We start from the raw sequence: 25,779 nt of genomic DNA on the forward strand, positions 1-25,779 counted from the left end.
ATTTTAATTTTGAAAATATTTTTTATATAAATATTTAAATAAAAAAACCTATAACGATAAACATAAATTTAAATATGTTTACTTATAGGTTTTTTTATTTATGTTAATTATTTTAATTAATCAATACTTTTTATAGCTTTATCTGCAAAGTCAGTAGTTACTATGTCACTATATAGAGGTTTTTTATCTAACTCACCAGCTTCAGTCATAACTTCCATTAGTTTATTTAAACTTTCTTCTTTTAATGTAGGTTCTTGACACCATGCATCTATTTCTTTATATCTATCAGCAACTGATATTAAATCATCTAAGCTCATATCATCAAAGAATGGTTGCATAGCTTTAGCAATCTCTTCTGATGATGCACTTTGAACCCATAATTGTCCTTTATATACTGCATTAGTAAATCTTTGTATTAAATCTTTATTTTCGCTCATAAAAGACTTAGTAGCACAATATGCAGTATATGGAATTTCACCAGAATCTTGACCTACTGATGCTACTATATAACCAGTGCCTTCTTTTTCCATAGCTGTACCTGTTGGCTCAAAAGCAGTTGTAAAATCAGCTTCTCCACCAACAAAAGCTCCAGTCATTACTCCAAACTGTATATCAGTATTTTTATAACATTAATTACTTTTAAGAAATTTTAATGTCAACATGTATATATTTCCACAAAATCTATTTCTTATAGTAGGACATGCAACTTTTTACAGTGCTTATATAAATCAAACTAAGTATACAATACTAGGTATATCGATTTTTATTAAAAATTGCATAAAATATATATTTTGTTAAATTATTGTGATTTTACTTTGTATTTGTAAGACTTAAAAATAAAAAAGTATATACACACATACTAGTGTGGATATACTTTCTAGCTTAATATCTATCATACCTATCAAAATGTTCATTTTTCTTTTCTTTTTTTCGTTCTATTATTTTAGCTATGATAAGTACTATACTCCCACCTATAATAGCAAATGGTATTGTCTCAGCGAGTAAAAAAACTATAGTAAGAGCTAAATTACTCAATAATAACACCTGTACCATATGCTAATATTTCAGCTGCTCCTTGCATAACTTCTGCTGATGTCAACCTAAATCCAACTATTGCATTAGCACCTTGTTTCTCAGCATCTTCAACCATTCTAGCTATAGCTATTTTTCTAGCTTCCATTAACATCTCATTATATCCTGTAAGCTCCCCACCAACTAATTGCTTAAAGCTTGCACCTATATCCTTACCTATATGCTTTGCTCTAATTGTACTTCCTTTTACCAAACCCTTAACTTCTATAATATCTTTACCTGGTATATATTCTGTAGTTAATATTAACATATATATTTCCCCCTCATATTATCTCATAGAATTTATCACTATAATATAACAAACTTTCATAATATTCAACAAAAAAGTCTATTTTGCTATATATTCATTTACAAAAAATAAATCTTAATTTTAATATTTAGCTAATCTACTCCCACCATCGTAATTCAATTTAATGTTATATGAATAAGGAGTACCCATTATTGGATTTATATAAATAAAAGTAAAGTTTTTCAATAGAATTATTTCTAAAAAAGGAGTGACCATTCTATTTAGAATAGTCACTCCTTTTAAACAACATCAGTAAGAAAGCAAATCAAATTGAATTTTTAAACTATTATAAAAAATAATTTGATTAATTATGATACTATCAAAAAAATTTTTGAAGTCAAACAATTATATCTATAGTTATAAAATATTTTTTATTGATACTGACCCCTATCAAAAAAGTCTACTTTTTGATATAGTTATTTTTTAGTTCTATTTCAAAAATACTATAAAAAAATATCATGGTATTTTGAAATATAAAATCATATTTAATTTTTATTATCACCTAAAACTTCTTTTATACCTTTAAAAGTTCCTAAGAAGTTTACTGTATCAGAAGGTAATACTAACTTAGTTGCATTTCCTTGTGCAACCTTTTCTAATGCTTCTATAGATTTTAAAGCTAGTATTCTTTCATCTACATCAGATTCCTTCATAGCTGATAATACTTCTCTCAACCCTTTAGCTGTTGCTTCTTGAACCTTTAAAATAACTTCAGCTTCTCCCTGTGCCTTAGCTATAGCAATTTCTTTTACAGCCTCTGCTTCTCCTTGTGCTTTTAATATAGATGATTCTTTCAAACCTTCAGCTTCCCTTATCATGGCTTCTTTCTTAGCTTCCGCTCTAAGTATTGCTGATTGTTTTTCTCCTTCTGCTTGAAGTATTGAAGCTGATTTATTACCTTCTGCTTGAAGTATTGCCTCTCTTCTTTCTCTCTCAGCTCTCATTTGTTTTTCCATTGCTACTTGTATATCATGTGGTGGCATTATATTTTTAAGCTCTACCCTATTTACTTTTATACCCCACTTATCAGTAGCCTCATCTAATATAGCTCTCATCTTTGTATTTATAACATCTCTTGACGTTAAAGTTTCATCTAAATCTAATTCACCTATTAAGTTTCTTAAAGTTGTAGCAGTTAGATTTTCTATAGCTGTAATAGCATCTGCTATTTCAAATACATATCTTACAGGATCTGTTATTTTGTAATAAACAACTGTATCTATTTGCATAGTTACATTATCTTTTGTTATAACTGGTTGAGGAGGAAAATCAACAACATTTTCTCTCAAATCAATTATATAACTCATATGATCTAAAAATGGAACTAAAAAATGAACCCCTGTATCTGCTACTTTTCTAAACTTACCTAGCCTCATTATTATACCTACTCTGGATTGTTTTACCACTCTCACACAAGATAGAGCAATAACAATTGCTACTACTATTATAAGTATAGGTATTACTAAATTCCCTATCACTTCAAACATAATACATCCTCCTAAATAATTTATATTATTTTTTATTTAATTATAGATACTTCATCATGTTTACTTACAACTAGCTTAACTCCCTCTATCTTAATAACTTTAATTTCTTCACCTTTTAAAATCTCACCATTGTCTATAGATACTGCACTCCATTCTTCATTATCTACTACTACTAATCCCATTTGATTTTCTTTTATATCTTTTTTTACCATGCCTTTTTTATTTAATACAGCATTAAGATTTGTACTATACTTAAATGTTTTATCTTTTTTAACTATCTTTCTAGTACCTATTATTAATGAAATTATTGATATTACGGCAAATACTATTACTTGGATTATTATACTTTCTATAAAACTACTTAAAAACATAAGTATTATAGCTGCTAAACTAAACCAAATTAACGTTAAGCTCGGTGTCATAGCTTCTGCTATGGCGAATATTATTGCTACAACTAACCATACTAGTTTCATTGCCCCCTCCTAAATATAAATATATATATATTTATTGTATTATATCATAAACATTAGAATAAATAGAATATAAAGTATTTTTATACATATAATATATATATCATCCTAGGGTAATATAAGACATTTTAACATTAATTAAAAAGAGACTATATAATGTATCTAGTCTCTTTTTAAGATGTAATTAATTCATATAAATAATTGGGATTAAACTCATTTTATATTATTAAAAAATAAAATTCAAATAAAACAACCTATTTTATAAAAAAATAAAAGAACTAGATTAATTATCTAATTCTTTTATGCTTTATAAAATGTTTAATTTTATATTAAAGAGTAACAATATAATACAATAAATTTTAACAAAAATCAATTATTAAAGTATTCTAAATATAATCATATTTTGATAAAAATCAACATAAATATACATAATTATCAACATAACTCACAAAGTTATAAACAAATAACGACAAATTACTAACAAAACAAGCTATTATAAAAATATAGTGTGCGAAATTAATAGCACACCATTTTTTATGTAGTTGCTGAGTTCGCAACTAAGAATAGTATAATAAATGTTAATAAATATATTTTGAATCCATAAAGAATATATCAAATAAATTATTTAAATACAAGTATTTTTATTTTTAAAATAAAAATCTAATAAAAGTAAGCAATAAGAAACTGGGAGAATTAAAATGGGATATGTACATGAATTTGGAATAATTAAAGAAGTTGAAGAGAATAAAGAGTACGATTATAATCCTCGAAAGTATAATTGTATATCTGTAAATTGTGATGTTATAGACGCTATGTACAATTGTAAATTTGGAGAAAAGATAAATTTATTAAATACATTTGCTCATACTACAAGTAATCCATACAAAGGTCTAGCATATCATGGCGTAACATTAATACCAACAGAATCTTTAAACCTTTTTCTAGAACTTATAAAAAAAGAAAATGAAATAATTAAGTCAAAAGAATTAGACAAACTCATAGAAAAAGTGGTTAATGCAAAAGAAAGTAATAAATGGTTAATACATTATGGAATATAAAAAAGACTAGATTTATTCCTAGTCTTTTTTATTCTAAAAACTATAAAAATAAGAATATATTATAAAATAACTAGCATAAATCTATTTATCTAGTGTATGATATAATCATGGAAATAAATTACAATCTATTGGCGTAGAGTGTGATTTCTATGTAAACGAAATCTTATTTATTTGAATCACTCTTACCGCTATTAGAGTGATTTTTTATTTTATCATATATGTAAACTCCAAGTATACTTATTAAGATATAAAATCATCTATTTATTATTTAAAATTTATATATTATGTATTTTCTAACCTTTGTTTTTCTTCAATCAATAAATTTTTATCAATTCCTAAAATTTCACTAATTTTATCTATTTCTTCATAGGTAAATCTATTAATACCTTTAGGCTTCTTTTCTAAGTAACAAATTCTATTTACTGAAGATGATAACATCTCACCTAATTCACGTTGAGTTAATCTATTAGATTTTCTTTTTAATCTTATTAAATCACCTATATGCATACAACTCTCCTTTTTTACAATAAATAAAATAATTAACTAAATATAATTGTTTTTTTAATAAAATATAAAGTTTTATAATAACTTTAATTATATTATAGTAATATTTTATAATATTCAACAAAATGTGCCTACATATAGGTATTTATTTTATAATAATTGTTCAATAAAAAAGGAGCGAGAATTGGGTTCTCTGCTCCTTCTATGTTAGTTACTAGGTCTAACAACTACTACATTTTACTTCTGCAGTTCGAAACATCATGCAGACTCTATGAGTTAATATAATATTATCAAAACAATATTTTTAAGTCAAATATTTATACCTATTTATTATTTCTTATTTTGTTTTGAAAAGTTTCTACACTCTTGTGTAGTGTCATAACAATCTAAACCAACTATAGCTATTAATAAAAAATAATTTACTGTAAAATTTTGTAATGTTATACTTTTTTGTAATAAAAATAAATTATAGGAGGGTTTATCGTGATTGATGATGAAAGATTTTTATTTAAAAAAGATGAAGAAATAACAATAAGCTTTTTAGAGAAACTTTATTATTTCATTGAAGAATATAAATTTTCATTAGAGACTGTTTCAAGATTAACTAGAATTAATTTAAAAAAATTAAATGAGTTTTATTATAATTCAGGTAAGTTACATTATGATGAGTTAAGCTTAATAAAGAAAGTTGTTGTCTTACCATTTGAAAATATTTTTGAAATTGCTGAATATAATTATGTACATGTTATAGAAACACAGAAAGAATTAAATAATTTGAGAAAACTAAATAGTTCACGAAAGTTAGATAAATAAATAGATGAAAAGAGATATAATTATTTTTGTTTTAATATATATTATTTTTACAATTTTATATACCATGAACTTATATATTATAAATATGAGAGTTATTTTAGCTAGTTCAATTGCAGCATTATTCTCCTCATTATTTATTTTTATTATGTATAAGTTAATAAAATTTATAATATTAAAAATAAAAACTATAAAATAACTAGCATAAATATATTTATTTAGTGTATAATATAATCATAAAAGAAATTACAATCTAGTGGAATAGAGCGTGATTTCTATATATAAAATAGAATAATTAATTTAGTCGCTCTTATCTCCATTTGAGCGACTTTTAATTTTATCGTAAATAAAAGCTCCTAAAATGCTAATAAATATAGCATCGGAGTTTTTTAATAAAAAGTTTATGATCTCCATACTTACACCTCCTTTCTTTTTAGAAGTAGGTGTTTTATTGTATAGAAATCGCCGCTCTTAGATTGTAATTTCTATTGTATTATATCATAAACATTACAATAAATAGAATATAAAATATTTCTATACATATAATATATATATCATTGCAGAGAACTTCGCCATTTAAAGTAAAAAGGACTAGGTGTGTACGACCTAGTCCTTTTTAGCCTCTTACTAAATTTACAAGTACTACATTTTACTTCTATAGTTTGAAGGTTAATAAGTTCATTCTTATTAGGTTTCTAAAAATATATTATCCAAAATAGTATCTGATGTTTATTTTAACTTCAAATATTCAATATGTACATACCAAATATATATTTTTAATAAAAAAGAGACTATATCATATATTGATAGTCTCTTTTTTAGCTTATTACACTTATGCAAAACATTTAATAGTAAGATATAAATTAGGTTACTTACATATTACAACAATATTTTACAAAAACAATAATATAATTTTATTTATATATATTCTTTTTACAATACAACTATTTATAAAAAAATAAATGACTACCTTATTTAGGATAGCCATTTATTTTTCATAAGAAATTAAGAAAATATAGAATATGATTTTAAAATACTATAAAAATATAAATAATAATTGTTTACAATATTATCAAAAGAATATTTTAAAGTCAAATATTTATACCTATGGTCTATAACAATTCTATATAGTCTGTATGAATATATCCAAGGCCTTTATTCCCTTTATATCCTTCTATACTTATCCATCCATTTATACAATAATTTAATTTAACAATATCATTTTTCTTTAATTTACCTATAATATCAAAATTAGTTCCTCTATCCCATCTAACATTTAATACATTCGCTGCAACTCTAGCTTTTTTACCTGTATAATCTCCATTTTTAAAGTTAGTTGTTGATGATCCTTGACTAGTATTACTATTTGGTTTATTATCTAATTTTTTATTTAATATACCTTCAAGTGCTGCTTTTGCAAGTGCTTCATGTCCTACTTTTTTATATAAATTACAGTCGTCTTTATCATCAACAAATAAATACTCTATAATCATAGCTTTATTTTTTGTTTTTCTTAAATAAAAATATTCAGGTTTAACTTTGACTCCTCTATTTTTAAAGCCTAATTTCTCAATATTTGCACAAACTCTTTTTCCTATTTCATATGTTGGATCATTTGTACTGTATACATATACTTCTACTCCACCTATAGATCCATCTCCTAAATCATCATCTCTACCACTATTGAAATGATGACTTACATCTAAGTCAACCCAATTAGCATTACATTTCACTACAATCTTGTTTAAGCAATCTTGTTGGCTATTAGGATAATCTACAGTGCAGTCAAAGACTGTGTTTCCATCTTCTCTACCTAATTTTACAAAGGTATCATTTACTAATCTATCCTCTATACTTTCTTTTATTATATCGACAGCTCCACAACTTTTACTATCTTGTTTTCCATGTCCTGCATGGCTATTTAATCTCATATTAATTACCTACCTTATCTGAAATTTTATTTATTAAAAAAGAGCTATCTAATTAATAACTCCATCTAATTTATTTCTTATTTCTTTAACATCTTCTTTTACTTCTTCTACTGTTTTAAGTTTCTCTGCCATTTCTTGCATTACATTCTGATTATTAAATATTATACTTTGTAATTTATCTTCTCTTTCCTGTGCTTTTGCTTCTCTTTCTCTAGCCTCTTTTTTACTATCAAATAATAACCAACAGAACAGAATTGCGAAAATACCTTGTGTTAGTATAACATCATTAAAAAACTTATCCATAAAATTTCCTCTCTATATTGTATTAAAAAGGCTAGAAAATTAATTCTAGCCAATAAAAAAAGAACTTTTAAAGTTCTAAGTCTATTTTAGTTCAACTATTAAATTTTCTTTACCACTTAACATTAGTAATGCGTCTACATCATCTTTGAATTTAGCATACTTAGGTATACTCATAAATGTTTTATAATATTTTTGTCCTTCCATTTCAGATACTTCACCTTTTTCCATTATTCTTGTTGCTAAATAATTTGCCATAATTTAATCTCTCCTTTTTTATTAATTTATTTTTATATTTATTATAAAGATTCGCTAGATAGCAATAAGAAATCTACTGCTTCTCTAGTAGAATCTAATAAGGCATCTTGTCCAACTTGACTATCCTCTAAAGTCTTAACTCTTTCTTCTAATAAATCTTGTTTACTTGGTTTATTAGGTATTGAAATGTTTGAGAAAATTAATTCTTTAGTTTCTAAATTAACACCTGTACATATTTTATTTTTGGCTAATTTTTCATATTCACCATATTCTAGCTGTATTAATGATATAGTCTCTTTATTTCTTTCACTAAGTTCTACATATATAGAATAATCTTCATCAAAAGTTGTATTTCTTGGAAAGTCTGTTAAATCTCCAATTCTAACTAATACATTACCTGTTATATTACAGTAATATATTTTAGTACCTATATTCATGAACTACACCTCCTATTTATTCTCCTATTGCAAGCCAAAAATACTCACGAGTTGAAAGTCCATAATCAGAGTCATGAACTCCTGCGATCATATCAAACCCAGTTGATGTTATAACCTTATTTGCCTTTATTGGAATTATACTTGGAAAACCAAAAGGAGAATAAGTATATATTGGGAAAGCATAACAGTTATCAGAATCCATATCTTTATCATAATAAGCAGATAAAGCATTTTTTATTTTATACTCACGATTTTCTTCTTTTCTATATACAAAAATTTTAGAAGGTACGAATCCTAAATTCTTTACAGGTATTCTATGACAATATGAATTCTTTTCAACTCCATTATGTATACCACTTACTAATGATACAGCTTTTCTTGAGATACTTCCTGTTGCTACTTTTTTTCTAGTATTAACTTCTCCTCTAACTTTTTCAATTAATACACTTAATATTGATCCAGGTATAACTTCCACACCTTTACCAATAAGTATATTTTCTAAAGTCTCTCTATCTATTTCTACTTGAGCTGTTTTATTTTCTATCTCGGTAAGTGCAACTTCAAGAGATGCATTTATATCTAGGATAGCCATTTATTCACCCCCTATGACTTTATCTAGTCTATTATTTATATTTATTGCTTTTAATCTTTGACCATTTAAATCCACATCAATTTTGTCAGTTTTATTTGCTAATACCATTAATGCTTGATTTATATTCGCATTTTCTCCAAGCTTGAAAATATTATTAGGATCAGTTAATACTACATTTGTATCAACTAATTTCATATTTTCATAGCTTCCTTTTAACTTAGAAATTTCTTTATCTATGATTTCAGAATTAAGATTAAAGTCATCAACATTGTAAAAATCTGATTGTGCAGGTTGTCTTAATTTTAAATTAGAAGTTTCTTGCATTAATTTAACACCTCCTCACGGATAGTTTTATGAGTCATAGATTTTAACTGTTCATGTGTAAACCTAGATACAGTAGAGTGCTGATTATATAAAATACTTACTTCTAGTACCAAATTAGCAGGTATTATACGTCTTAACATACCCTCAACTTCTTCTATTTGCTTTTTTGCGGATAATTCTAATTTAACCTTTAATATATAATTAAGATAATCTAACTCTAATTTATATCCATCTTTTCCACATATAGTATTTAAAATTTGTTCTAGTTTTCTATATGTATAAGGAACATTAGTTAAATATCTATTTATTATTCTAAACCTTCTATCATCTAATGTATCAGATGCTTTAGGTGTTATTTTCATAATTTTTTCCCAACGTTTTATACCATATTCTGTAAGTTCGTATAAGTATAAGTTTTTGAAACACTCATTGATTTTTTCCCATAATAAAATAAATTGAACATCTTTAGCTTTAAATGCTTGTATATATTCTTCTTTATTTTGCAAAAATGGAGGCAATCTATTTATAAGACTAACTCTGTTCACTTATAACACCTCTCTTAACAATACTATATTCATTAACTATTAAGTTTGACGAGGAACCATTTAATAGTGTATCTTGGACATCTATAACACCTGTTATACCAAGCAATTTCGTTTCAAGAGGACTTATTCTAACTACTATATTGTCATTAGAATCCCATTTTGAATTTAATTCTTTGAAATAATCATCTATAGTTTTTTCTAAAGTTGGTTTTATTTCTTCAAATGTCCATCCACGCTCAAGTGTAAATTTTGTATTTATATTAACAATAGTATTTGCAACGCCTTCTACAGTAACCACATGGCCAATAGGAGCTAAACCAATGCCCTTACCTTGATTTTGAATAGGATCAATCTTTTCTTGAACATCATTAACTAGTGTTTCAGATGGTGATTCATAGTTTGAATTTATAATAACTAACTTTACAGTTCCTCCACCATTCCAAACGGGGTATACTTTAACCCCTCCTACATCTTGTAATCTATTAACTTTTTCTTTATAATCAGCTATATTTCCACCGAAGGCTTCTCCTTCTAAACTAAGTTCATATCTTCTTCTTAAACTATCATCATCTTCCTCTTCTTCTCCATGTATTAGTATCTCCTTTATTTTTGCAAATTCTAAACCTTTTATCTCAAAAATAGGTATTAACATTCCTTTATTTGAAATATCTCCTGTATCTTCGCATTTTAATTTAAAGATACCATCGCTTATTTTTTCTAAAACAGTATAATTATAGGTAGTATCTTCTAAAGAAAATCTAGAGCCTATAGGAACATCCATATTAAACTCACCTTTTACAATTGCATTGGTTGCAGGGTTTCTTATAATTCCTCTCTCTTTACATTTTTTATCAAGATTAGCATTACTAGCAGTATCTACAAATGCCTCATCCATTAATAAACTAAGCATTATATATGCCTCTGCTAATTCTGCTGCATCGGGTGCTAGTGCATTGTATATAATAGAACCTTCTCTTTTATCTAGTGGATCAGAAACTCTATTTAATAAGTTTTCTAATATATATTCAAAAGTGAACATATCAAACATTATAAAATCACCTCCTTTGTAGCTTTTAAGTTTCCAAATTCAGTTTCAACAGTAAATGAAACAACTAATGTATTTTTCTTTTTATCGAAATTAAAATCAAAAACATTATTAATTCTGTCATCTTGTGTTAAAGCCTCTGTAATTCGCCTTTCTAGTTCAGGTACTACATAAGCATATGATGCTCCTATTAAATCTTTTAACTCTATACCATAGTCCCAACTATAAATAGAATATTGATATCTTTCTGTATTTAATATAAAGTATATGGTTTGTTTTACTGCATCTAAATTGTCGCAAAAACCAATTATATTTTCACTAGATAATTTATAAGTTTTACTAGGTTGATTTACTAATTCTATATCGAATAAGGTTGAATCATTATCTTGTGGTATCATGGCATCACATCCTATCCAAAACTAGATATTTTTGTCCACCTTGCATTCGCAATAAGATAACTGTTTCATCTACTTTTAAAGAATTTTTAATTTCAACATTGGTATCTATACCATTTATACTTGCACTAACTATGTAGTCTTGTACATTTTTTCCAAGTATAAGAAACTTTTCTGTTAATGCCTTTTTTTGATCTATTCTTATAGATAAAGGAGTAATACTCTCTACAGAACCATATTCAATAGCAACTGGTTTACTTTCATTAAATACATTCATTGCTATTTTTTTCATAAGCTCTACGAAATTGTGCATAATCTCCTCCTTATTTTTTGCATTATAAAAATCTTCTAGCTGTATTGTATCTAGAAGTATAATAACTAATATTTATGCTCACTATTTTTACAACATCTCCAGGCTTTGGAGCATGGATCATTTGTCCATTTCCTATATACATACCAACATGCGAAATAGGATTATTAAAGAAAACTAAATCCCCTGGTTGTAAATTTGCTTTGGAAACATACTTACCAGCAACCCCTTGTTCTCTTGATGTTCTAGGTATATTTATTCCTATTTGTTTATAGCACCATGATGTAAGTCCTGAACAGTCAAATTTATTTGGTCCAGTAGCTCCCCAAACATATGGTGATCCAAGTTTACTTTTAGCAATATTTATTAATTTACTTGCTTTACCACTGCCAGAAGAATTAGATGTTGTACTTTGGTTTTTATCTACGATAAGTGCTGTACCTCTTCTTTTACCCCAAGCATTGGCCTCTTTTTTATTACTTACTAATATATCAAAATGATAAACTCCATTTTTGATAGTAATAGCACCTCCTCTGTCTGTTACAGTATACATCTTTCCATCTCTAGAAGTTCCAGTTCCTTGAACCATAATTTTAGTATTAAATGGTATTGAACGAGGAGCAGCACAAGTATTATTTTTAGGATTAAGCCTTTTACCCATAGCATCGAAGAATCCACCTTCTAAGGCTGAATTTTCAGGAAAATATGCAGTAAATAAGGCAGGTACTTTTTTCCCTCTTACATTATCACTATTAGAACTACTATCTCCACCTGATGATTTATCCTCTGATGGAGTAGAGCTATTAGGTGATGCTAAAGTAGAAACGAATTCACCTCCAACTAAGGTTAAATCCATTGTATGTTCATTGTTGCTAAAAGAATGTTTCACTTTATCTACAAGCATATAATTTTTTATTTTCATGTCACCTAAATTAAGCAACACTGGAAGTAAACACCCTGCTCTAACATTTATATCTCCTAGAACATTCTTTACTGTAAGAGATTTAACTTTTTGATTATATAGTTTTAATAGTGCATTTGCTTTTTCCTGCGCATCTACGTTATCATCTATATTTTCAAAATATTGCAAAATACCCCAAGCATTCATATTTTTAGAATCTTGAGCTATATAAATATCTCTTGTTCCTTCATCTTTATTTTTCCTAGATAATTTTATTTTGTTATATGTGTTTCCATCTATTGATGAAGAATAATCAAAGTCTTCTGTTACATCTGCATTTATTACTGTATCTAATTTCATGGAACTTATATTTTTTAAATCTAATTCTCCGAAATTATCATACAATATATACATTTCTTTAGCATTTTCTATTGTCATATCCAATGCATTTAATACTATATCAAATAAGGTTTTGTCTTCTTCTATCCTAGAATCTATTTTATATTTAGTATCTTGAACATATCCTAATTTTAAATTAAAGTCTTTTGCTAATAGCTTTAAAACTTCTGATGCTGTTTTATTTTCATATATATATGTATCTTTATTTTTGAAATATCTTAACTGATCATATGCTACAACTTGTACAATACCATCTTTATTTCTTTTATGTTGAAAAATAAATCCAAAGAAAACTTTTTTATTATTTAATTTAACTCTAATAGCATTACCTTCTCCAAATTTAATTACATCATCTTGTAATATATTTAAAGTCAGCTTACCTGGAGCTCCTTTACGTTGTGTTTCCCAAGTTAAATTATCCTCTACAATAGGTTGATATAAGTCATTTCCATTTTGTAATATTATTTCTAAGTTATTTTGCAAGACGTAACACCTGCCCTGGATAGATTGTGTACTTAGATGTACCATATTTTTTATTGTAAGAGTCCATTAATTCCTTGTTTAATTGATACACTTTGTCATATGTTTTTTTACTTCCATCACCAAGTTGAGTTTTACATATAGCCCAAAGACTGTCACCTTTTTTAACGGTATAAGTTTTACCATTCGGCTTATTTGTTCCGTTTGGCCTTTTATTTGCTACTGATCCTGTTGGTTTATTTGTATTATTAACTACTATTTTTTTAGATGAATAATCTCTAAACTGTTTTAACTTTATTGAGAAATTTAAATCTGAATTATTCTCTGCATCTTTCTCAACAGAATACTCTTCTAAAGAAACCTTTAAATTAGTATGAAATAAAATAGTATCTCGACTAGAAGTACGAGATACTATAAATTGAAACGGTGTATTATTAATTTTTAGTTTTTCTATATTATCTAAAAAATATTTAGCATTTTTAAAACCATTCTCATAATTTGCAAATGGATATTTTATATGTGGAATACGAGCCTTAAAGTTTATATCCGTTAATCCAGGAGTTTTAAGTATATTTACTTCACCAATATTAATTAACTCCGTTGTTTTATTTTTATTATTTATTTTTAACTCCAATTTAGAAGGAGTTATAGGTAGAAGTATTTTATCTAAATAAACACTATATGCCAAGTTATCTCCTCCTATACATGGTAACCTTCTGCTGCAGTAACCATTGCTTCATTTACCTTTTCATTTAAGTAATTAACCACACCATCTAAGTCCATATCAGAATTTATTGTATTATGATTATTCATATCTATTTTGATTTCTGCTGTTGTAAATCTATTTATTACTTCTTGTTCTGCTATGTCTCTAAGATATTTTAAGTCTTCGGATGATGCATCCATCTTCTTTGACATTTTACCTGTGTTATCTGCTGTATTTTTTAAATGATCTAATGCTCCTAAATCTCTAAGATCTTCACCCATACCACCAGCCATTCCAAGACCATTTAAGCCTAGCTTATCTTTTGATTTACCAACTAAGTCGTCTATTTTAAACATATTTTTAAATTTATTTTCAAGTTTTTCTCCAAAACCATAACCAGCATTAAATGTATCGCTATAATCAAATCTGTTAAATCTAAAATCTGCCGCATCTTTCTTTTCTACAAAAACTTTACCTTCTCCAGCTATTTCTTTTATAGCTTCATCATGTAATTTTCTAAAATTATTTACAGCTGATTCAAGATTAGTTCCAAATATAGTGTCAATTGCACTTGCTATACTTGCTATTATAGATAAAACTGTATCCGCAAATCCTCCGAATAATCTTATAGATGCACATAAAGGATCCTCAAATACATTACCTAAAAAATTTGCTATATCTGCAAATACATTCCAGATACCAACTCCAACATCTATTATTAAATTAAGTAATGCTATAACTAAATTACCAATAAACGATACTGCAAACATAAATGCTCCCGCAATTAATCCTGTAGCACTTATAGACGTACCCGCAAAATGATTAATCGCTCCAACTGCAGCATAAAATATTGCTATAAGTGCAATTATTGCTATTATTATCCATGTTATAGGACATGCAAGCAATGCTGTGTTCAATCCCCATTGAGCGGCTGTAGTCGCTGCTGTAGCACTTGCTTCTGTTCTTGTAGCTGCTGCATGTGCATATGAAGCAATACAAAGACCTAATTTTATAGTTGCACTAATTAATTCTCCTGCTCTTACTATACCTAAATATAGTAAATATATAGAAAGTGCGGCTATAACTCCCCACACCAAAGGTTCTATAATAGGCCAGTTTTGAGCAAATACATCTACTACTTTTAATGCTCCCTCAACAACCATTCCTAATACATTTACCAATACAACAATACCTGAAATAATATTATTAATAAATATTTGAACTGAGCTATTACTAAAAATTTTAACAATTATAGAAAATATGTCTGTAATTATATTTGCGAGGACTATCATCCCACCTTTTACATTATTGATAAAATTTGTAAATCCATCCGTATTTATTATTTCATTTATACCATTAAGTACTATTCTAAAGGCAAATAATGCCTCATTTTTAAACATTGTCCAAACTTGGCTTATAGTTAAGGGCATTTTTTCAAAGGCTGCATTGGTTTCTTCGGCTGCTCCAAGAATTGCATTTTTAACAACATCTGCGGTTAATTCTCCATCCGAAGCCATGTCTCTAATTTTACCTATAGGAACATCTAGATAATCTGCTATAGATTGAATTATATTTGGAGCAGATTCAAATACAGCATTTAGCTCTTCTCCTCTAAGTACACCAGATCCTAGTCCTTGAGTTAATTGTAGTAATGCTGAATTCATTTCTTCTGTACTAGCACCAGCTATTACAAATTTTTTATTTAGCTGTTCTGCAAAAGCAACCATCTCTGATGTAGATCCAAAAGCATCCTTTGCATTCATTCCTAATCTAGATACTACTTTAGCTGTGTCTAAATATGAACTACGAGAATTTTGAGCTGACATGAATATCATTTTATTTAACTCATCTGTTGTTTGTAATCCATCATTTATCATAGATAATCTAGCATTTGTATTAGTAAGTTCATCAGAAAGTTTAGCTATTCCACCAATCCCTTGGAAAGTTAAATATGCAGAGGCGAAACCTTTTATTTTATTTAATAATCTACTTGATTCTGAAGTACCATCTCTAATACTTCTATTAAAGTTTTGTTGTTGCTCATAAGATTTTTTAATTTTATCTTCAATCATATCAAATTGTGCTCCAGCTTTTGAAAGCTCTTCTCTTGCTGTCATAATACTATTAGTATCTATAGTATTATGAGATGCACTATTTAATTGTTCAAAACTATTTATAACAATACTCATAGCTCTGTTCATAGATTGAAATGCAGGAGACATACCATCATGTATTTGTAGTGCTGCTTTTATTGTTGCAATATCTACCACCTCCTATTTTTTACATATAAAAAGCACCTACTTTATGAGTAAGTGCTTTTTATTATATAATCTTTATCTACGCCTTCTTGCTTTTTTTGCTGCCTCCTTTTCTTTTTTCTTATCATTTTCTAACTTTATTTGAATAGCAGCTATAACAAAAGCTTTTTCATTTGTAGGAAGATTATCATATTCACTAGGGAATTTATTGAATTTATGGAGGCAGTAGTAAGCTATATTGCTTTCATAATCGCCTCCATTAATTAGTTTTTTGCTTCATCTACCTTATCTTCTAAACTCTTATCAAATCCATTTATTTTTTGTATTATTTGTAAGTAATCTGCATATTCTCCAGGAAGTAACATCGTCTTTAAAAGTTCATCAGCACCCATTACACCGTATGAGTCTTGTAATTGTGCATCATTTAAGTTAGGAAATACTGTACAAGCAACAGCAAGAGATGCAATATACTTATAATAGTCTGTTTTAGGCATATATTGATTTTTCTTGCCAGGAACTTGAACATTTTTAGTACAATTTTTTCTTATTTCCTCATCTTCTTGAGACGTTACAGCTCTTGCTTCCCATTCTATAGGTTTTCCATCTTGAACGAATCTATTTGAAACCACATGTTTTTCATTTTCTTGTTTTATTGCATTTTCTGCTAAAAAAGCGCTTAAATTATTCATATTTATATCCTCCAGTAATTTACATTTTTTTAATAAAAAAACACCTATAACAATTCATTGTAATAAGTGTTTTACATAATATCTAATAAGTTGAATTTTTCAGGCATCTCCCAATCATCAAATGTGAAATCTATATCTTCGTCTAAATATTCAGCGTCTGCATCAAATTTTGCTATTATACCACCATCTAAGTTACAATCTTTTAATATAACAGTTTGTCTACCTAGTTTAGGATTTCCTTTATTTGTAATTTGTACGTCAAAATATGTATCCTCACCAGTTTCTTTATATTTATATAAAAGTTCTCTCATAATACTTTGGTTATAATGCATTGTTGCACTCCCTGAACCTTCCCATCCACCACTTACATTACCTTTGCCTGTTTTACCAAGGATAGGGATTTTAGATTTATTTTTCTCCATTGACGCCTCTAAATTTATCATTTGTGCAAAGTTATATCTATTACCGTCTATGGTAACATAACATTCCGCTAAGGCTGCACTTATAGCATCTTTTGAATCCATTGTTTTACCCATATTTTAGCTCCTTTCTATTGTACCGCAACAGTCATGTACAATTTTGTCATTGCATTTATAACTTCAACTGCATCTGTTACAACTACAGTTTTTTTATCATTTCCTTTTTCTACAGTTATATCATCTGCTTTAAAGTTTTCTATTGCATCTATAGATTCTAAATTTTTATGATGTTTAACTATTTCATTCCAAAAACTTACTCTTCCTGACTCTGTATTTGGATATTTACCAGAAAATTTAGTGTTGAACACAGTTGCTATATCATTTGCTATTTGATCTAATACCCTTATAGTTTGATTATTAGAGAAATCACTATTTTTCTCTTCTGTAAAAGAGGTAAAAGTATTTATATCTTCTAATACTCTTACTTCATCTCCAACCTTATGGAAAATAAATTTACCAGCTAATACTGCCTCTTCTAATTCTAATTGAGTATAGTCAACATCAACTGTAAATTCTCCATCATACTTTTTATTAGCATTTGCTTCATTAACTGCACATCCAGCCTCTGCTCCAGTACTCCAATATACTAAGCTAGATACTTTTTCATCTATATCTTTTATTGGGTTTTCAACGGATATTACACCTTCATAATCAGCAGTATTTTTTCTATAAAGAACAACTTTAGATTTAGCACCTATATTATCTCTCATTCTCTTATTAAATGCTACAAATAGATTTTTGATTTCTTCACTTTCTGATAAGCACCCTAATGCATGGAAATTATAAGATTCTATTTTATCTAAGAACTTTTGATATTCTGCTCCTGTTACATTACTTCCATTTGTTCCACCTGATAATGGAGTTGATGCTGTATTTGATAAAGAGGCCTCTTTCTTCCATACAACCCAATCATTATCTTTTAATTCTAATATTGACGAAACTGTTTGTATATCAACCTTCTTAGTTTCTAATACCGTAGATACATCATATAGATCACCATTATCTACATTAGCCTGTATTATTATTTTTAAGTCATTACCTCTTGTACCAGAATATTTTGCTTCTGCAAATACATTTGAGGCTTTTATTCCTTTATTAAGTCTATAGAAATATCCTTCTCTTGCATTTTTAAATAAGTCTCTTAAACCTTTAAGTTTTGGACTATTTTGTTCATAACCAAATTTAACAAGTGCATATCTTTGAAAATCTTCTTTTGTTACTTTAAATACAGTTTCTTCTGGACACCAATCTAACTCTAGAGGAAATGCTACTATACCTCTTTCGGACATTGATGTCTCAGCTCTTTTTACACTAACAAAGTTTATATATGAACCAGGTAAAATTTTATTTTGAGATATAAATATACCTCCACCTAATGCCATTACTATACCTCCTTTTGCATAAATTCATCTATTAACTCATCAACTTCTGAAAATGAATAAGTTTTATCATCTTTTAGTAATGCTGTTAATAAATCTTTTCTATGCTTATATTTTTTAGAACAAATAAGTTGTTCTTTGCTGAATTTAGCTAATTCAGTTACTTCATCTTTTTTAGTTTTCTTGCTAGCCATTTATAAATCACCTCTTTAATTCTTGTTGTAGGTTAAGGTCTTGCATTTTATCTCCTTCTTCTACCTTAGTTACCAACACATTATATTTTATAAAGAAATGTAATACACCATCTATTATTTCATATGATATTTTATGTCCTCTAACCTTACTGTCATTTACAACTATAAATTCTAGTGCATCCACTAACATTTCAGCTGTATTATTCATTTCTAAGTTTTTAGACAATGTGTTAGAAGGGAAATAAATGATATCAAAGTTATACTCTCTAATAGAATGATTCATTATCTGTGGTTTAACTAAAGGCTTTATTAGAGTAATTAAAAAACAAGGTTCACTTAACCCTTGTTCAACATTCTCTGTATATATGTTATACCCTTTACCAAAGGAATTATAAATACTATTAGATATCCCATATATTATATTATTTACCATATAAATATTCTCCTAAAAAAGTAATTAATTTTTTTTCTATTATTGCTTCTAATTGCCCTTCTAATTCTATTTCTGCTTTAGTAAGCATAAATTTACCAGGATGCCATCCTTTATGATTTCTATATCTATGTCCAAATTCTACATAAATTCCATATGAGACTGGATTTTCAACGATTATTTCATAAACATTCCCTTTTTTATTAATTGGAAGTCCTTTAGCATAATTACTAGCATTAGTTTTTACTCCACCAGTCCATCCCCTTATTAAAGTACCTCCAACTTTTCCTGTTGAAGAAGGATAATCTCCCTCTGGAGTATTCTTTATTACCTTACGTAGTAATCTAGCTGCAAGTTCTTTAGCACACTCTTTACAGAAAAAATCTAAATCAACAGATTCTAAAGACTCCATTCTTTTTTGAAGTCTTTTTAATTGTCTATAGTCACATTTTCCCCATCTAGCCATTATGCCCACCTCTCAAATAATTCTAATTCAATCTCTTGATGATTAATAAACATTTGAGGCTCTCCTGTATTTTTAAAAGCTGTTGTTTTACCACTTTGTGTAACTACTATTTTAGATCCTGGACGTATTTCAATCTCTGGAGCTATTAATAGTCTTATAATTTGAGTTACTTCTGCATCTTTAGATTTTGGACTATTTTTATATGATAATTTACACTTTATATTCTCATGAGTTATAACTTCTTGTTTAGATGATAATTTAGTTTGTTCATCAAATACTTCTTTATGTTCATATATATTACATATACCTATATATAAGCTTTCTATAGCCTTTCTAACTTTGTTCACAGTTTTATCACCACTTTAGTTTTCTAAATTTATTTAAAGTCTTTGTATAGTCTTTTACAATACTATTTTTAATATAATCCTCATTTTTCTTAAAAGATACAGTTGTACTACCATCACTTGTAGATGACACTGTACCTTGACTTTCTTCTTCACTACCTAGATTTTCATTCCTATATATATCTAATGCTATCTTAATCATTGTTGTATTTAATTCTTGAGGAATCTCTTCTATATGGCAATAATTAAGTATTGTATCTTTAGCATCTTCAAGTGCAAACATTACGAAGGCATCTTTACTTTTATCTTCCAAATCAATACCTAATAATCCTTTTAATCTAATTAGCATCTGCTCCATTGATAACACCTCTTAGAAGTTCTATTATTTCAGTTTTATTCATTTTAGTAGGTATATCTATTTCATATTTTTTAGCTAACTTTTTAAGTTCCTCTACCGTCATAGATTTTAAATTAACTTGATCCGTAGTTATCATTTCTAATTTTTCAGATTCTTCATTATACATTTCAATATTGCTATTTTCGCCCTTATTTTTTATAAGGGCATTAGCTGGGATTAACTGTAGCTATAACTATTTCATCAGCTCTTTCAAATGATGGTAATCCAATCATAGAAACTTTAGTATTTACATTTACTGGATCAGTTTTCTTAGTTGTAGTAATAGCTATACCTTGTTTAACTAGCATAACTTCTGCATCAGTAGCTCCACTCATTAAATCAGATTCTTCAGGAGTAGTACCTAACCAAGTATTACCTAATTCACCATCAGGTAACAATGTAAATACATTATCTTTAAAATAGTTAGTAGTAACACCTGCTTCTGACTTGAATTTCTTAGAATATATTTCTATAACTAAATTTAATTCTTCCTCTACAAACTTTTTAACTTTAGCTTTAGTTATAGCAACTCCTGAATTTATACCTTTTATAGCTGCTATTATACCTTCGTTTTTTACTAAGTAATTAAATGTAGTTGAAGTACAGATAGCTCTAGTTGGTCTTGAGCCAGTTCTTTCTTCTGCATCATTCATCCACTTTTCTATATCTCCTATTATATCTGCAGAAGTTTGAGACCAATCAGACGATACTTTTTGTTTAGAATCTAATTGATAATCATAGTCTAAAGCTTTTTCAACTCCACTAGCATCTTTTCCTTTTATAGCTATTTTACCTTCACTTAATAATTGCATCCTCATTCTTTCAAGTTGCACTTCTGCACCATCAACTAAAGTTGTAACATCATCAAATATATTCTTAGTTATTAGATCTATATAAGGTTGATTAGCTGCATTTCCTTCTAATTTATTTAATTCTTGCCTATCTGATTCTTTTACTAACATAGATTCTTTAAAGAAAGGCATTTCAGTATTTACATCTGCAAAGCCTACTCTATCTCTTATTTCAGCCTTAGCATCAAAAGCACTTGATTTTAAAGCTACTGGAAGACCCTTAGATCCTTTTATCCATTTTAAGTCTAATCCTAATTTTTTACTTAAAGGGAATAAGACTTCTCCTAAATAAGGTGGTCTATCCTTTTGCATAGTATTATAATAAACTCCTATTTCTTTAGCTTTAACTATATCGTATATACTCATATATCAAATCCTCCTTAAATTATATAAATGTTATCTGTGATAAAGCTGTTATTGCATCTTGTTCTGGCTGAGTTGGTATTTTTGATTTATCTATAAATCCATGTATAACCAAAGCTCCTGTTTCATCACCACTTGTAACATCTACATCATATAAAACTACACCTTTTGCTGTAGCATTATTTGCAGGCAATATAGTACCTGCTTTAACTATTTTCTTATTTCCTACTGTAGTTGCATTATCTTGAGTTAATATAACTTTCTCTGATACAAAATGGTCATTTTTCAATATTTCCTTTGTATTTGAGTATTTAGTGACATTTATTTTTCCCATTATTTAACACCTCCAAAGTAATTATGGTTATTTGAGTTTTGATCTATTGATTGCTTCGCTAATCTTTCACCTAAACTTTCAGCCTTTCCTACACCAGGATTGCCGCCTTTAGGAATATATGTATGGGTATTATTCTTTTCTGCTTCTTTAAAAGCATCTTTATTGCCTTCTTTTAGCTCTTTTATGAAGTTTATTGCATCTTCACCAAACTTATCTTCATTTAATTTAAACTGTTTTTCTTTGAATTTTTTTATAATGGCTTCTTTAGCAAATGAACTCGTGAAGTCGATATTATTTTCATTAAAGAATTTTTCTATATTTTGAACATAATCTCTATCTGAGTTAGATTTTTTTAACTCTTCTAATTCTTTAAATACAGAATCATACTTTTCAGCCTTTTCAAATTTTTCCTTGTATTCTTCTTCTTTTTCCTTGATAGCTTTTTCTACTTCTTTATCAATATCAACTTTACTAGCTTTTAGTTCTTTTATTTCAATAATGTAATCTGATATTTCATTCTTATACTTTTCTATGTCTTTACCATTTTCAGTCATTATTTTATCTATAACATCACTCTCAAGACCTAATTCTTTTAAAAAACTTCTTTTCATTTTTACCTCCTAAATTTACGTTTTTTACGAGTTTTACTTCTCAAATTTTTTAGGTAATTTTATTTTCTTTTACGTCTATCAATAAAACTAAAAAGACAATTTTATTCTTAATCTCCAAGTAAGACACATTATTTTAAATATTTTTCTTTATATTCTTTGTACTTCATATTTGAAGGAACATAGATTGTGTTTCCATTCTTATCTCTTGCTATTCTTTCTTCATTAAGAGTAAACTCATCATCAAAGAAAGGTGCTGTAGTAGTTCTACAATAATTATGAAACGGTGGAGCAGTAACTCCTATTTCATAAAGTTTCATTGGAAATACTTCACCATCTAATGACTGGCATATTTCACTTGTTTTGCTATCAAGTGTTGCAACTATTTCATATCTTTCTACCCCTAAAGTATTGAAACAGTCATTTCTACTTTTTGACATAAAAAAAGCTGACTCTGTCATTACCAGATTACCAGCTTGCCTTTTGCTTACACCAAATTCTCTTGCTATATTATTTATAGCTATTTGAGGATCATCTCCTCTAATAAACATCTGTGTAAGCTGCGTATGTAGTTCATTTATGAGTTGAGGTCTATGTTTACCCCAAATACGTTTACTAAAATTGGTACCATCTGTTGTCCAAGGTTTTTTTATTATTTGTTCTATACTAGCTATATCTAATTTAGATAAATTTACAGCAACTCCTATACCTTTTGATATCTCATAAGCAGTTCTATAATATCCCTCTGTATAGATACCTTTTATAAGTCCATCTACATTTTCAATTTCTTTTTGATACAAGGTTTCTAAATGATTTTGAATTTGTATCTTTATAGATTCTAGTCTACTTATATGAACTTTAGCAGATGCATTCTCTAATTCTTTTAGCCAACGTTGATTTATTGCATTTTCTTTGCCATACTTGATGTATTCTTCTACTGTCCATTTGAACTCTTTTAGCTCATTTTTATTAAGTAAAATACTTACATCACTTAAAGACATATCATTGTTTAATGCTAAGCGATTATACCAATGCAATATATCTTTTTCTATTCTTTTTAAGGCTATATCATATTGCTTATGGAGTTCTTCTAAACACTCTGATGCTTCTTTATTCTGTAAGTCTTCTAGTATTTCAAATCTTTTACTCCAATACTTTGTATTCTTTTCCTTTTTATGGTATATTTTACTCTTCATCTATTACCTTCTTACCAGGAATGATATTGTTATAGCTATCTTCTTTTATTTCTTTTTCTCTCTTAAGTTCCTCTTCCTCAAATGCAACATCTTCTATCCAAGGATGATTTTTCATTATGGTTTTATTAGATATTACACCTAATGACATCTGAGCTATTTGAGCATTTTCTAAATCATTTGAAATCATATTTCTTGTCCAAGTTTGATTTATCTTTTTATTCTCGTCAATTGATAAGAATTTCAATATAGCCCTTATTAATTTATTATAAGAGGAATTAAACTCAGTTTCTAACAGGCCTGATTTCAATTCTAACTTTCTATAGAAAAACTTAAGTGCAACTCCACTAGCATTACCTACAGACTCTACATCTTGCTGTAATCCTTGGCCACTCTCATATATCTGCTTCTTTAATATTTCTAAAATAACTTTTCTAGCCTCAACTGGAATTTCTATTTGAAGTGTCTTTACTCCACCTCCAGATCCATCTGATTCTGTTTTAATAGCTTTGTATCTTTTTAAATCTCCAAGGAATTCTCCTAAATCTTCTCCTCCATAATTTTCTAATATATATATAATTTGCTGAATATCTTCTAAGTCATTAGCAAATCCACTTATAACCTTATCATATAAATCAATCAATGCTTTATATTTAGATAGGTCACTTCTTTTTAGAGAATTATTAGCAAATTCTATAAATGGAACATTTCCTAAATAATGTTTAAAACTTTCATGTTCTCCAACTATTTCATCGCCTGTATAAGAGCCTTTAAACTTCCATCTTTCCATAGTTTCTTTTGTCCAATACTCTATATAGAAAAATACTTGGTCATCTATTTCATCTTCAACAGCTTCTGAAACTGTATAATACCTAATTACAGCATTAAGAACTCTTTCTAATCCATTATCATAAATAGGTATAACTTCTTCTGTATTTACTAGCTCATATTTAAATTGATTGCATTCTTCTTTTATCCAATAATGAAGCCATGCACACCCAATATTAGAAGCCTCTATACATAAATTTTTAGATTTTCTAGTAAAGTCATCACCTAACACTTTATTTACTTCTGAATTTATCTTTTCATCATTTTCTATATCGAATATAACAGGATAAGTAAACATATATGATGCTTTCTCATCTACTAATAATTGATGAAAATTATGTGCTATTCTATTATCAGCACTTCGTATTGGATCTCTACTTTCATCTTTAGGCCTAACTCCAGTACTAAGAATATTATTTTCGACTTTATAGTATTTCTTTTCTTCTAGTATCATTTCAGCCCTAACTTTATCATTAGCTATGATTTTCTTTATTTTTTCAATTTTCATATATTCACCTCCTGTATATAAACATATTTCAAAATATATCAAATCATTTTTGAAATATACCATATATTTTGTGTAGTAATTTTGAAACATAAATTAAGTAAAAATATAATTATTTCAAAGTGTGT

35 protein-coding genes are annotated in these 25,779 nt (G+C 27.6%); 2 read left to right on the forward strand and 33 right to left on the reverse strand.

The annotated features are described in order from the left end of the window. Window positions 1-116: 116 nt before the first annotated feature. From ABCP60_RS04990 to ABCP60_RS05010, 5 genes are all read right to left on the reverse strand, one after another. Window positions 117-596: an ABC transporter substrate-binding protein gene (locus ABCP60_RS04990; protein ID WP_343101348.1), complete on the reverse strand. Its 480-nt coding sequence runs from the start codon at window positions 594-596 to the stop codon at window positions 117-119. 286 nt (window positions 597-882) lie between these two features. Next, entirely contained in the window at window positions 883-1,035 is a 153-nt protein-coding gene (locus ABCP60_RS04995) for a hypothetical protein (RefSeq protein ID WP_343101349.1), read from the reverse strand. Then, window positions 1,028-1,342 (reverse strand): heavy metal-binding domain-containing protein, encoded by a 315-nt coding sequence (locus ABCP60_RS05000; protein WP_343101350.1) that lies wholly within the window; start codon window positions 1,340-1,342, stop codon window positions 1,028-1,030. The genes ABCP60_RS04995 and ABCP60_RS05000 overlap by 8 nt, the downstream gene beginning before the upstream one ends. 524 nt (window positions 1,343-1,866) lie before the next feature. Continuing rightward, the gene (locus ABCP60_RS05005; protein ID WP_343101438.1) at window positions 1,867-2,856 is read right to left on the reverse strand and encodes an SPFH domain-containing protein; all 990 of its coding nucleotides are present in this window, start codon (window positions 2,854-2,856) and stop codon (window positions 1,867-1,869) included. A gap of 44 nt (window positions 2,857-2,900) precedes the next feature. Next, on the reverse strand, window positions 2,901-3,341 hold the full coding sequence (locus ABCP60_RS05010) for an NfeD family protein (protein ID WP_343101351.1): 441 nt from the start codon (window positions 3,339-3,341) through the stop codon (window positions 2,901-2,903). 695 nt (window positions 3,342-4,036) lie between these two features. On the opposite strand from ABCP60_RS05010, the gene ABCP60_RS05015 reads away from it, so the two are divergent. Beyond that, entirely contained in the window at window positions 4,037-4,396 is a 360-nt protein-coding gene (locus ABCP60_RS05015) for a hypothetical protein (protein WP_343101352.1), read from the forward strand. A 282-nt stretch (window positions 4,397-4,678) separates the two neighbouring features. On the opposite strand, the gene ABCP60_RS05020 is transcribed toward ABCP60_RS05015, so the two are convergent. Further along, a complete protein-coding gene (locus ABCP60_RS05020; RefSeq protein WP_343101353.1) occupies window positions 4,679-4,903 on the reverse strand; it encodes a helix-turn-helix transcriptional regulator in 225 nt (74 codons plus the stop codon). A gap of 480 nt (window positions 4,904-5,383) precedes the next feature. On the opposite strand from ABCP60_RS05020, the gene ABCP60_RS05025 reads away from it, so the two are divergent. Beyond that, window positions 5,384-5,713, forward strand: a complete 330-nt coding sequence (locus tag ABCP60_RS05025; protein WP_343101354.1) for a hypothetical protein — start codon at window positions 5,384-5,386, stop codon at window positions 5,711-5,713. A 1,109-nt stretch (window positions 5,714-6,822) separates the two neighbouring features. Here the strand turns inward: ABCP60_RS05025 and ABCP60_RS05030 are convergent. From ABCP60_RS05030 to ABCP60_RS05160, 27 genes are all read right to left on the reverse strand, one after another. Beyond that, on the reverse strand, window positions 6,823-7,641 hold the full coding sequence (locus tag ABCP60_RS05030; RefSeq protein ID WP_343101355.1) for an N-acetylmuramoyl-L-alanine amidase: 819 nt from the start codon (window positions 7,639-7,641) through the stop codon (window positions 6,823-6,825). Between the two features lie 48 nt (window positions 7,642-7,689). Next, window positions 7,690-7,944, reverse strand: coding sequence for a BhlA/UviB family holin-like peptide (locus tag ABCP60_RS05035; protein WP_343101356.1), 255 nt, complete (start codon window positions 7,942-7,944; stop codon window positions 7,690-7,692). A gap of 81 nt (window positions 7,945-8,025) precedes the next feature. After that, window positions 8,026-8,199, reverse strand: a complete 174-nt coding sequence (locus tag ABCP60_RS05040; protein ID WP_343101357.1) for a hypothetical protein — start codon at window positions 8,197-8,199, stop codon at window positions 8,026-8,028. A 41-nt stretch (window positions 8,200-8,240) separates the two neighbouring features. Beyond that, window positions 8,241-8,636 carry a hypothetical protein gene (locus tag ABCP60_RS05045; protein ID WP_343101358.1) on the reverse strand — a complete coding sequence of 132 codons (396 nt, stop codon included), beginning with the start codon at window positions 8,634-8,636 and terminating at the stop codon, window positions 8,241-8,243. Between the two features lie 16 nt (window positions 8,637-8,652). Continuing rightward, complete coding sequence (locus ABCP60_RS05050; protein ID WP_343101359.1) at window positions 8,653-9,228, reverse strand: hypothetical protein; 576 nt, start codon at window positions 9,226-9,228, stop codon at window positions 8,653-8,655. Beyond that, on the reverse strand, window positions 9,229-9,552 hold the full coding sequence (locus tag ABCP60_RS05055) for a hypothetical protein (RefSeq protein ID WP_343101360.1): 324 nt from the start codon (window positions 9,550-9,552) through the stop codon (window positions 9,229-9,231). It abuts the gene before it with no gap. After that, complete coding sequence (locus ABCP60_RS05060) at window positions 9,552-10,097, reverse strand: putative phage tail protein (protein ID WP_343101361.1); 546 nt, start codon at window positions 10,095-10,097, stop codon at window positions 9,552-9,554. Before ABCP60_RS05060 ends, ABCP60_RS05055 begins: the two co-directional genes overlap by 1 nt. Further along, window positions 10,084-11,145, reverse strand: coding sequence for a baseplate J/gp47 family protein (locus ABCP60_RS05065; protein WP_343101362.1), 1,062 nt, complete (start codon window positions 11,143-11,145; stop codon window positions 10,084-10,086). Before ABCP60_RS05065 ends, ABCP60_RS05060 begins: the two co-directional genes overlap by 14 nt. Continuing rightward, entirely contained in the window at window positions 11,145-11,540 is a 396-nt protein-coding gene (locus tag ABCP60_RS05070; RefSeq protein ID WP_343101363.1) for a DUF2634 domain-containing protein, read from the reverse strand. The genes ABCP60_RS05065 and ABCP60_RS05070 overlap by 1 nt, the downstream gene beginning before the upstream one ends. 4 nt (window positions 11,541-11,544) lie before the next feature. Then, entirely contained in the window at window positions 11,545-11,850 is a 306-nt protein-coding gene (locus tag ABCP60_RS05075) for a DUF2577 domain-containing protein (RefSeq protein ID WP_343101364.1), read from the reverse strand. Between the two features lie 22 nt (window positions 11,851-11,872). Then, window positions 11,873-13,630 carry an NlpC/P60 family protein gene (locus ABCP60_RS05080; protein ID WP_343101365.1) on the reverse strand — a complete coding sequence of 586 codons (1,758 nt, stop codon included), beginning with the start codon at window positions 13,628-13,630 and terminating at the stop codon, window positions 11,873-11,875. Further along, window positions 13,620-14,315, reverse strand: coding sequence for a LysM peptidoglycan-binding domain-containing protein (locus tag ABCP60_RS05085; protein ID WP_343101366.1), 696 nt, complete (start codon window positions 14,313-14,315; stop codon window positions 13,620-13,622). The genes ABCP60_RS05080 and ABCP60_RS05085 overlap by 11 nt, the downstream gene beginning before the upstream one ends. A gap of 11 nt (window positions 14,316-14,326) precedes the next feature. Next, entirely contained in the window at window positions 14,327-16,603 is a 2,277-nt protein-coding gene (locus ABCP60_RS05090; protein ID WP_343101367.1) for a tape measure protein, read from the reverse strand. Window positions 16,604-16,854: 251 nt separating this feature from the next. Continuing rightward, window positions 16,855-17,280 (reverse strand): phage portal protein, encoded by a 426-nt coding sequence (locus ABCP60_RS05095; RefSeq protein ID WP_343101368.1) that lies wholly within the window; start codon window positions 17,278-17,280, stop codon window positions 16,855-16,857. Window positions 17,281-17,351: 71 nt separating this feature from the next. Beyond that, complete coding sequence (locus ABCP60_RS05100; protein ID WP_343101369.1) at window positions 17,352-17,816, reverse strand: phage tail tube protein; 465 nt, start codon at window positions 17,814-17,816, stop codon at window positions 17,352-17,354. Between the two features lie 14 nt (window positions 17,817-17,830). Continuing rightward, the gene (locus tag ABCP60_RS05105; protein WP_343101370.1) at window positions 17,831-19,141 is read right to left on the reverse strand and encodes a phage tail sheath family protein; all 1,311 of its coding nucleotides are present in this window, start codon (window positions 19,139-19,141) and stop codon (window positions 17,831-17,833) included. 2 nt (window positions 19,142-19,143) lie between these two features. Next, on the reverse strand, window positions 19,144-19,332 hold the full coding sequence (locus ABCP60_RS05110) for a hypothetical protein (RefSeq protein ID WP_343101371.1): 189 nt from the start codon (window positions 19,330-19,332) through the stop codon (window positions 19,144-19,146). A 7-nt stretch (window positions 19,333-19,339) separates the two neighbouring features. Further along, window positions 19,340-19,765: a DUF6838 family protein gene (locus ABCP60_RS05115; protein ID WP_343101372.1), complete on the reverse strand. Its 426-nt coding sequence runs from the start codon at window positions 19,763-19,765 to the stop codon at window positions 19,340-19,342. Beyond that, on the reverse strand, window positions 19,755-20,228 hold the full coding sequence (locus ABCP60_RS05120) for an HK97 gp10 family phage protein (RefSeq protein ID WP_343101373.1): 474 nt from the start codon (window positions 20,226-20,228) through the stop codon (window positions 19,755-19,757). Before ABCP60_RS05120 ends, ABCP60_RS05115 begins: the two co-directional genes overlap by 11 nt. After that, window positions 20,228-20,575 (reverse strand): hypothetical protein, encoded by a 348-nt coding sequence (locus ABCP60_RS05125; RefSeq protein ID WP_343101374.1) that lies wholly within the window; start codon window positions 20,573-20,575, stop codon window positions 20,228-20,230. Before ABCP60_RS05125 ends, ABCP60_RS05120 begins: the two co-directional genes overlap by 1 nt. 7 nt (window positions 20,576-20,582) lie before the next feature. Continuing rightward, on the reverse strand, window positions 20,583-20,930 hold the full coding sequence (locus ABCP60_RS05130) for a phage head-tail connector protein (protein WP_343101375.1): 348 nt from the start codon (window positions 20,928-20,930) through the stop codon (window positions 20,583-20,585). Next, window positions 20,911-21,096, reverse strand: coding sequence for a Rho termination factor N-terminal domain-containing protein (locus ABCP60_RS05135; protein WP_343101376.1), 186 nt, complete (start codon window positions 21,094-21,096; stop codon window positions 20,911-20,913). The genes ABCP60_RS05130 and ABCP60_RS05135 overlap by 20 nt, the downstream gene beginning before the upstream one ends. 40 nt (window positions 21,097-21,136) lie before the next feature. Next, a complete protein-coding gene (locus ABCP60_RS05140; protein WP_343101377.1) occupies window positions 21,137-22,186 on the reverse strand; it encodes a major capsid protein in 1,050 nt (349 codons plus the stop codon). A gap of 19 nt (window positions 22,187-22,205) precedes the next feature. Next, complete coding sequence (locus ABCP60_RS05145) at window positions 22,206-22,517, reverse strand: hypothetical protein (protein ID WP_343101378.1); 312 nt, start codon at window positions 22,515-22,517, stop codon at window positions 22,206-22,208. Further along, window positions 22,517-23,128, reverse strand: coding sequence for a hypothetical protein (locus tag ABCP60_RS05150; protein ID WP_343101379.1), 612 nt, complete (start codon window positions 23,126-23,128; stop codon window positions 22,517-22,519). The genes ABCP60_RS05145 and ABCP60_RS05150 overlap by 1 nt, the downstream gene beginning before the upstream one ends. A 128-nt stretch (window positions 23,129-23,256) precedes the next feature. Beyond that, window positions 23,257-24,321: a minor capsid protein gene (locus tag ABCP60_RS05155; protein ID WP_343101380.1), complete on the reverse strand. Its 1,065-nt coding sequence runs from the start codon at window positions 24,319-24,321 to the stop codon at window positions 23,257-23,259. Continuing rightward, window positions 24,311-25,654: a phage portal protein gene (locus ABCP60_RS05160; RefSeq protein WP_343101381.1), complete on the reverse strand. Its 1,344-nt coding sequence runs from the start codon at window positions 25,652-25,654 to the stop codon at window positions 24,311-24,313. Before ABCP60_RS05160 ends, ABCP60_RS05155 begins: the two co-directional genes overlap by 11 nt. Between the last annotated feature and the right edge of the window lie 125 nt (window positions 25,655-25,779).

Origin of the sequence: Romboutsia sp. MSSM.1001216sp_RTP31141st1_G3_RTP31141_220114, from assembly GCF_039031195.1 — a bacterium.
Taxonomy (GTDB): Bacteria; Bacillota; Clostridia; order Peptostreptococcales; family Peptostreptococcaceae; genus Romboutsia_C; species Romboutsia_C hominis.